The following is an 8558-nucleotide window of genomic DNA, read 5'->3' as shown; positions in this document are numbered from 1 at the left end:
TACAGTAACATATTGCAAGACCCCGTCATTGAACATTGGAGCATTGAAGTGCCGGGCAGCGATCAGGTGATTTTTCACGGGGATAAGATGAATAAGCTTCTGCTCACCAAAGTGCTGAAAAATTACCGCACACTGAGACCTGAAGGCGTTCTCATTCTAGGCATTGACGAGCGGGATATTCGCAGTTCCTATTCCCCCGGACCCGGCCCGGGCAAAATCATCGTGCTGAACAAAGACGGCGTCGTTCTTTCCGATAATCGGGGCGAATGGATCGGCCGTTCGCTCGGCGACCTTCCTTTCTTTGACCATCCCGTAAACCGTCTCAACGACATTGACGACGCAGTAAACCGGAAGGATTGGGTGTTTGCGCACCTGCAATCTGCCGTAACGGGGTGGCACGTATTGGTGTTGCAGCCGCGCGACGCTTTGCTGCGCAAATTGAGCCGCATCAAATGGATAACCCTGGTGATTGTGTTCGTCACTCTGCTGATCAGTATTGCCGTTTCATTTTCCATTTCCGGGGTCATTACGAAACCGATTCAGAAAATTGTGCTTTCCATGAAAAAGTTCCAGCGCGGCGATTTCTCGCAAAACGTGCAGTTTAAAGGAAACGACGAGATCGGACAGCTCGGCAGCGGTTACAACATCATGGTGCAACGGATCAAGGACTTGATTAATGACGTATATGCGTCGGAAATCAAGCAACGGCAAGCGGAACTGAAGCTGCTGCAATCGCAGATCAACCCGCACTTTTTCTATAATACTTTAAACTCCATCGCTTGGTCCGCCCACAAAAACAACGACCATCAGGTCGCCGATATGATCTATTCCCTATCCGGGATATTTAAAATCAGCTTGAACGCGGGCAAGGAAGTCATTCCTTTGCAGCAGGAATTCGAATTGGTTCGTCACTACTTGTCACTGCAAAAATTTCGCTATTCCGGCAAATTGAACTACGAAATCGAAATGCTGCCGGAGTTGAAAAATGTGAACATTCCCAAGCTGCTGATTCAACCGCTGGTTGAGAATGCCGTCGTGCACGGCATCGAACCGCTTGCCGACGACAACGGTTTGATTTGTGTCTCCGCCGCACTTTCCGCAGACGGACGTTTTATTGAAATCAACATCACCGATAACGGCGTGGGCATTCCGGAAGACAAGCTGCGGGAAATGAATCTGCAGCTTCGCGCAAACAGCGATCCGGGCTCTTCCTCCGGCGAGAACTTTGCCTTGCTCAATATTCGCAACCGGATTCGGTTGTTCTATGGAGAGGATGCTTCTTTGCACATACAAAGCGTCTTTGGATCCGGCACCCGCGTAATGCTAACTCTCCCTTATAAGGGTAAAATTTAGTCTTTTGTCGTTATTCTTCAGAAGCTTTCAGGAGGTTATAAATATGCTCAATCTGTTTATTGTCGAAGACGAAAAACCGATGAGAGAAGGCTTGCTGACCCTGATCGATTGGGAAACGCTCGGTATACACGTTCAAGGTTATGCGGAAAACGGCCTGGAGGCTTTGTCCCTGCTCAAATCCGGAGACACGGACATTCTGCTGACGGATATTCGCATGCCGCAGATGGACGGTCTTCAACTGATCGACGAAATTCGCAAAAGGAGTTTGGACATCGCCTGCGTTCTGATGTCAGGATACAGCGAGTTCGAATACGCCCGGAAAGCGATCCGCCTGGGGGTTTTCGACTACCTGATCAAGCCGTTTTCACCGCGGCAGGTTGCCGCCACGCTGCGGGAAGTTGTTCGGCGGGTTTTGGAGAAACGCCGATTAAGCAACAATCTGGACGGTCTGCAACAACAACTGAAGCAAAGTTTGCCGATGGCCAAATCACAGGCGTTGCTGCAGTGGCTGCACGCTCCGAAACAGATCACCGAGAACCGCGAGGAAAGAATGGCGCAGTTGCAAATGAGCGCCGCCTTCCATCAAATTGTGGTGATCGCCATTCGGCCTGATCGCAAAACGCTGCGGAAGTTAAATTACGAATTCAGCGACATGGAATTGCTAAAGTTCGCCGCGGCCAACATCGTCAAGGAAACGTTGGAACAAACATTGCTTCAACCGGTGGAGACAGTGACCGATCAACAGGAAATTGTCGCCATCTGCAACGGCACATTCGAATTTTTGGAGGAAAAGCTGCAAAGCGGGCTGAAACGGCTGCAGCAAAATTTGCGGCAATTTTTGAAAATCACGGTAAGCATCGGCGTAAGCGATCCGAAAAAAAGCATGGATATGCTTCATGAAGCGTACAACGAAGCGGTGGAGACGCTGCAAATGATGTTTTACAAAGGTGCGGGGCAAATTTTCTTCGCCCGCGATTATCAACATTTCACGCAAATTTCCGCAGAAGCCGCGGACGAATCCGGCTGGATTACGCTGGAACAGTCGATCATCGACAACTTGCAATCCGGATTATACGCCGAAGCATTAAACGAAACGGAGCAATGGCTGAAATTTTTCCGGCAGCCCCACAGGCATTCGCGTAAAAAGATCGACATGCAGACCCTTTCCTTGATGAGCCGGCTGATTCGCCTGGCGAGCGAACAGGACGCGTCGGGGCGCGAGTTAATCCGGTCGTTTTCCGCGATGATCGATCAAATCGGACAGGTGGAAACGTTGGAGGAATTATCCGCCATGGTGCAAAAGGCTATCCAGCAGCTGGTCGGCATATTGAATCCGAACAAGACCCCCCGCCGCAAAATCCGGCAAGCGCTCGATTTTATCGCCAAGCATTACAATTCGCCGGATTTGTCTCTGGCCGGGGTAGCCCGGGAATTGTTTGTTTCCAGCACCTATTTGTCCACCTTGTTCAAACAGGAGCTCGGCATCAACTTTCTCGACTATGTCCATCAATTCCGCATCGAAAAAGCCAAAGCGATGCTCCAGTCCGGCGACTGCAAAATACAAACCGTAGCCAGGGAACTCGGATATTTCGACGAGGCTCATTTCACCAAAACGTTCAAAAAGTGGGCCGGCATGCTGCCTTCCCAATATAAGAAAGAGGCGTCCCAATCCATTGACCCGCCGAATTTGCCGGAGTTGGAAGCATGGCGGGTTCCCGTCAACCGCTGATCCATATTTACGGCTTTTGCGCACGCTCCCACGCGGAAACTTCCGCTTTCACCCGCGGCGCCACTTCCGTGCCAAGCAGTTCAATGGCTTGCAGAACATCTTCATGCGGCATGGTGCCGAGTGGGACGTGCAGAAAAAAGCGCGTGATGCCTACCTGTTTGCGCAGGTAAATGATTTTTTGCGCGACAAAGTCCGGATCGCCCACATACAACGCTCCCGTAAAGCTCCTTGCGGCATCGTAGGTTGATCGGCTATAATGCCCCCATCCCCGCTCGCGCCCGATCACATTCATGACAAACTGGGTGGATGGGAAAAACGTTTCGGCAGCCGCATTCGCGTCTTTCGCGATGAAACCGTGCGAATGCGACGCTACCGGCAACGTTGCCGGGTCGTGCCCGGCTTTGGCCGCCGCTTGCTTGTAAATTTGCACGAGCGGCGCAAACTGCGTTGGCTTCCCGCCAATAATAGCCAGAACAAGCGGCAAACCAAGCGTGCCGGCACGTATGACGGATTCCACATTCCCGCCGCTAGCGACCCATACCGGCAAAGGGTTTTGCACAGGGCGCGGATAGACGCCCAGATTTTGAATGGCCGATCGGTACGTCCCTTTCCAAGTTACCTTTTCGGTCTCGCGGATTTTAAGCAGCAGGTCCAGCTTTTCTGCAAACAACTCGTCATAATTCCGCAAATCATAGCCGAACAGCGGAAACGACTCAATGAACGAGCCCCGGCCCGCCATGATTTCCGCCCTGCCGTTCGAGATTCCGTCAAGCGTTGCAAAATCCTGAAACACGCGCACGGGATCGTCGGAAGAAAGCACCGTTACCGCGCTTGTCAAACGAATCCGTTTTGTCTGCGCGGCGGCTGCGGCAAGCACAACAGCCGGAGAGGAAGACGCGAAATCTTTGCGGTGATGCTCGCCCACACCAAAAACATCGAGGCCGACACGATCGGCCAGCACAATTTCTTCCACAACCTCACGCAATCGTTGCGCATGGCTGATCACTTCGCCGGTTCGCACATCCGGTGTCGTCTCGACAAACGTACTGATCCCGATCTCCACAACATATTCCTCCCGATACGAATCATGGTTCTGATTTTATGCCTATCCGACATTAAAATCAATAAATGATGGTAACGGTTTTCGCTGCTCCGTCGTATTCGACATCGCACCCTAGCGCCTCGGACAACAACCGAACGGGAATGAAGGTGCTGTCGTTCTTCACCAACGCGCCGGTTTTGGGCTTCAGCACACTTTCATTAATAAGCACGGTATTTTCCCGCGTAAAGAAAACAACCGTCCGACCGCCCTTCCTGTAAATGGCGGCATGCGTTTCGTTGTCCCATTCCACCGGGGCGCCAAGCGCATTCGCGAGGTCGCGAACCCACAAATACGCACTGCCGTCCTGCAAATAAGGCGGCTTCATCGGATGCTTAACGCCGTCCAGCGTATACGAGTCGCCATTCAGCGCAAACGTTGCGACATGTCGGCTGATGTCCGTCTGTCCAAGTTTTTGCACATAGGAAGCGGCGTCGGCATGCAGCAAATTTTTGCCTTCGTCCTCAGTCCCCTCCGTGCGGAAGATCCACTCTTTCTTAAGCGTCTGCGTCGTGCCGTCCGTATGGGTGATTTCCACGGTCATGCTGGCCGTATAGCCGGTATCCGGCTTTAACGGATTTCGCGGTATGAGAATGATTTCATGTTGCAAATGATCATCGTTGGCAGGTGTGTTGGCTGCAAGGCTCATCGCTTTTCCGCTGCTGTCGGTCAGGCTGTAGTCAACCAAACGGACAGACTGAACGTCATTCCCGCTCACAACCCCCATGAGCGGATAGCCGACCGGATACTTTGCCGGCCGATGTTTCCTAAGCGGGTCCGGCGCCTCATGGCCGTCGAACCGGGCCGGCACGCCGGGATCGCCGGGAGCCGGCGAAACGATTAGTGATGTGGTTTCTTGCTCCGCTTCGGAAAAACCAAACTCGATGACCGTATATTCGCCTTCCTTGGCGATGCCAACCTCTGTCAGGGAAGGCATAAGGAACGGAATGCGATGATAGGGCGCGTCAAACAGAGCATCGATCGACTGAATCAATGTGCCGGTGGCAAACGATACGTCCTCCGAAACCGGCTTAACATAGCCGACAAAATTTCTCCGCTCAGCAATATCCCGGCCGATAAAGCCTTGTCCTGACGGGTCTTCGACATGCAGCGAAGCAACATCGGCATCCACCTTGTTGGCAAACAAATAATGCGCATGCCGCTGCGCGGCGTAAACCAATGCAACGTTAAAGCCTACCGGCTTCAGACCGTTCAGCAGGCGAAAATCGTTCAGCGCGCGCAAACCGGCCCGTTGCTCCGGCGAAATGACAATGTCCCGCTTATCCACGGCATGTTCGCTGACGGTGAATTCCCACCGTTCGCTGAATGGTTCGTAGCCGGCATATTGCAGGATGACTTCGACGGTATGTTTCCCGGGACGAAGATTTGAATCCGGCGTATACGACAGCGACTGCGTTGCCGCATCAAATTCGGACGCAACTTCAAGACCGTCGAGTAACATTTTACGCTGAATCAGTTTGCCGGCGACATCTGTCTCCGTAATGGTGAAGTGAATTTCCGGACGGCTAAGTCCCGTTATGCCTTGCGGACTTTCCGTAAAAGAAATGCCGGCGGCATTCGCAAAGGAAGGCGGCAGCCATTCCCCGGCACATGCGCATACTAGAAAGAGCGCGACGCAGATCCGCAAGCCTATGGCAAGCCGCAACCAAATCCGCTTTCCCACAATCCCCACTCCCCTATCATTTCAAATCTCCCATTCGCAACGCGAACCGCATGAACTTTTGCAGCCCAGGCATGATTTGCTTCCAACCGCCCATGTAGCGTATTCTATTAAAAGAGCAAAAAACGCATCAGTTCAGAGAGGAACCGTACACCTTGGGACAAGCATCGCGAAAAAAAACCATCTTTTCTTTAACATTTCTGATTGTAGTCTGGGGAATCAGCTGGCCGGTCTACAAAATCGTGTTGAACTATACTCCGCCCATCCTGTTTGCGGGCATGCGCACGCTGCTCGGCGGCATGTTTCTCGCCCTGTTGTTTTTGCCGCAATGGCGGCTTATTCGTTTTCGGGACACATGGCCAATCTATTTGATTTCCGCACTATTGAACACAGCTTTGTTTTACGGCGTGCAAACGGTTGGACTACTCTATTTGCCGGAAGGCTTGTTTTCCGTAATCGTTTATTTGCAGCCTGTGCTTGTGGGCATTTTTGCCTGGCTCTGGCTGGGCGAATCCATCTCGTTAAAAAAAATCGCCGGTTTACTCATCGGTTTTTTGGGTGTGGCTGTCATAAGCGCGGAAAGTTTAACAGGGCGAATTTCGTGGCTTGGCATTTTGCTGGCGCTTATAACCTCGGCAAGTTGGGCTGTTGGCGTGATCTATGTGAAAAAGGCGGGCAATCGCGCCGACTCGATGTGGCTGGTGGCACTGCAAAGCATCATCGGCGGAATTGTCTTAACTTTGCTGGGATTAATCGCAGAAAATGTATCACAGATCGTCTGGAATCAGACGTATGTAATCGGGCTTACGTTTAGCGGCATTTTTGTGATCGCCTTTGCCTGGGTCGTCTATTTCAATCTGGTAAAAGCCGGTGAAGTCAGCAAAGTGGCTTCGTTTACGTTCCTCGTTCCATTGATTGCCGTCTTTATCGGTACTGTATTTTTGCGCGAACCGTTTACGGTTTTTTTGGTGATCGGGCTTATCCTGATCGTAACGAGCATTTTCCTGGTCAATCGCCCCGGCAAAGCGTAAGCGGCTTATCCGGATCCCAAAGCGACAAAAGTGACGGCCGGAATCAGCCCCTTATATATGATTCGGCCGTTTCCTCACGATTAGCAAAAGAGCGCCGACGAAAACGAACGCAATCGCGATCACCGGTTGGCCCGAGACACGCGAAAGGAACGCTCCAAGCGAGAATATCGCGAAAAAGAATACGGACAGCGCCGTTAAAATTGAAATCGGGATCATCAGCCACTTGTTGCGGCTCCCAAACCAGTAGAATTCAAACAGCCCACCGGCAACGGCAAAAATAAACCCGGGCCACAAATAACTCCATCCGTCAAGCAACGTGGCTATCTGGCAAACGATACCCGTGAGCAAAATGATGCCGCCCGGGATCAAAAGCCCGACGCCTTTGCGAATCACGCCAAAATAAAGCCAGTGGAAAAACAAACCAACGGGTATCACAAAAAAACTTGCCCAAAAGACGCCGAAAAGCGTGCCGGTGTCGATAACAGCATGACCATTGACATACAAATATACGCCGAACAAAATCAAAACGGCTCCCAACATTGCGCGAATATTCACCGCGAATCCTCCCAACAACATGATTTGAATTATTTCAAGCTTAACACGCTTTTTCCAATTTCATCATGCTGCTTTAGGATGATTTGATACTGGACCCAGGTCCAGGTCGTTATTCTCCGAAGTCGACATTATGGTAAACTTGCTGCACATCTTCCAAGTCTTCCAACGCGTCGATCAGCTTTTCAAATTGCGGTACAACGTCTTCCGGCAGCGTGACGTAGTTTTGCGGCAGCATCGAAATTTCCGCAACGGTAAAGTCGGCTATGCCAGCGTTTCTAAGCGCTGTCTGCACCAGATGGAATTGGTCGGGAGCGGCATAAATGATCACGGCCTCGTCTTCCTCCACAATGTCGCGTACGTCCACATCCGCTTCCATCAGTATTTCCAGCACTTCGTCCGCCGTTTTGCCTTCCAGGCCGATTACGGCCGTTTCCTCGAACATATAGGAGACAGACCCGCTCACTCCCAGATTCCCGCCGTTTTTATTAAAAACGGAACGAATGTCCGCCACCGTGCGGTTCACGTTATTCGTCAACGCGTCGATGATGATCATCGATCCATTCGGGCCAAATCCCTCATAGCGCAAATTTTCATAGTTTTCCTCGCCGCTGCCTTTTGCTTTTTCCAGCGCGCGGTCAATGATGGCTTTCGGCACATTGTATGTTTTGGCGCGCTCCAATACGAAACGCAGCGCCTGATTTGCTTCCGGATTCGGGTCGCCCTTTTTGGCGGCCACATATATTTCAATGCCGAATTTGGCGTAAATCCGGCTTGTATTTTGGTCTTTCGCCGCTTTTTTCTCTTTAATATTGTTCCATTTGCGTCCCATTGAGTTCCAACCTTCTTTTAAACAATTTTTCGCAAATATACTTTGTTATTATATCGCGAAATTGCCTTTTTTCCAAGTTTCGCGTATACTACAATAAAACCTATGTGAAAGGTCGGATATAAAGTTGCCGCATGCTGAAACTATAGCAAAACTGGTTATTTTGGCATTCTCGCTCCCGTTTTGCCTCATCGACAAATTAACGGAAGAAGTGACGCTCTTCTAGTCTATCAGACGATTTTATGAATTTCATAATAAAACAGAATTATGCTTTGCCCCAAGCC

7 protein-coding genes are annotated in these 8558 nt (G+C 51.0%); 3 read left to right on the top strand and 4 right to left on the bottom strand.

The features are described from left to right. Together VF260_01815 and VF260_01810 are read left to right on the top strand one after the other, a co-directional pair. On the top strand, positions 1–1353 hold a 1353-nt coding region (locus VF260_01815; protein ID HEX7055919.1), incomplete at its 5' end, for a histidine kinase. A gap of 43 nt (positions 1354–1396) precedes the next feature. Further along, complete coding sequence (locus tag VF260_01810; protein HEX7055918.1) at positions 1397–3082, top strand: response regulator; 1686 nt, start codon at positions 1397–1399, stop codon at positions 3080–3082. A gap of 7 nt (positions 3083–3089) precedes the next feature. On the opposite strand, the gene VF260_01805 is transcribed toward VF260_01810, so the two are convergent. Together VF260_01805 and VF260_01800 are read right to left on the bottom strand one after the other, a co-directional pair. Beyond that, positions 3090–4145, bottom strand: coding sequence for an LLM class flavin-dependent oxidoreductase (locus VF260_01805; GenBank protein ID HEX7055917.1), 1056 nt, complete (start codon positions 4143–4145; stop codon positions 3090–3092). A 58-nt stretch (positions 4146–4203) separates the two neighbouring features. Further along, the gene (locus VF260_01800; GenBank protein ID HEX7055916.1) at positions 4204–5865 is read right to left on the bottom strand and encodes a stalk domain-containing protein; all 1662 of its coding nucleotides are present in this window, start codon (positions 5863–5865) and stop codon (positions 4204–4206) included. A gap of 152 nt (positions 5866–6017) precedes the next feature. On the opposite strand from VF260_01800, the gene VF260_01795 reads away from it, so the two are divergent. Beyond that, entirely contained in the window at positions 6018–6893 is an 876-nt protein-coding gene (locus VF260_01795; protein HEX7055915.1) for a DMT family transporter, read from the top strand. A 51-nt stretch (positions 6894–6944) separates the two neighbouring features. On the opposite strand, the gene VF260_01790 is transcribed toward VF260_01795, so the two are convergent. After that, on the bottom strand, positions 6945–7448 hold the full coding sequence (locus VF260_01790; GenBank protein ID HEX7055914.1) for a hypothetical protein: 504 nt from the start codon (positions 7446–7448) through the stop codon (positions 6945–6947). Between the two features lie 109 nt (positions 7449–7557). Next, positions 7558–8277, bottom strand: a complete 720-nt coding sequence (locus tag VF260_01785) for a YebC/PmpR family DNA-binding transcriptional regulator (GenBank protein HEX7055913.1) — start codon at positions 8275–8277, stop codon at positions 7558–7560. Between the last annotated feature and the right edge of the window lie 281 nt (positions 8278–8558).

Source organism: Bacilli bacterium (genome assembly GCA_036381315.1).
Classification (GTDB): domain Bacteria; phylum Bacillota; class Bacilli; order Paenibacillales; family KCTC-25726; genus DASVDB01.
The sequence above is the reverse complement of the archived record's forward strand: the minus strand, read 5'-3'. Positions and strand labels throughout refer to the sequence as shown.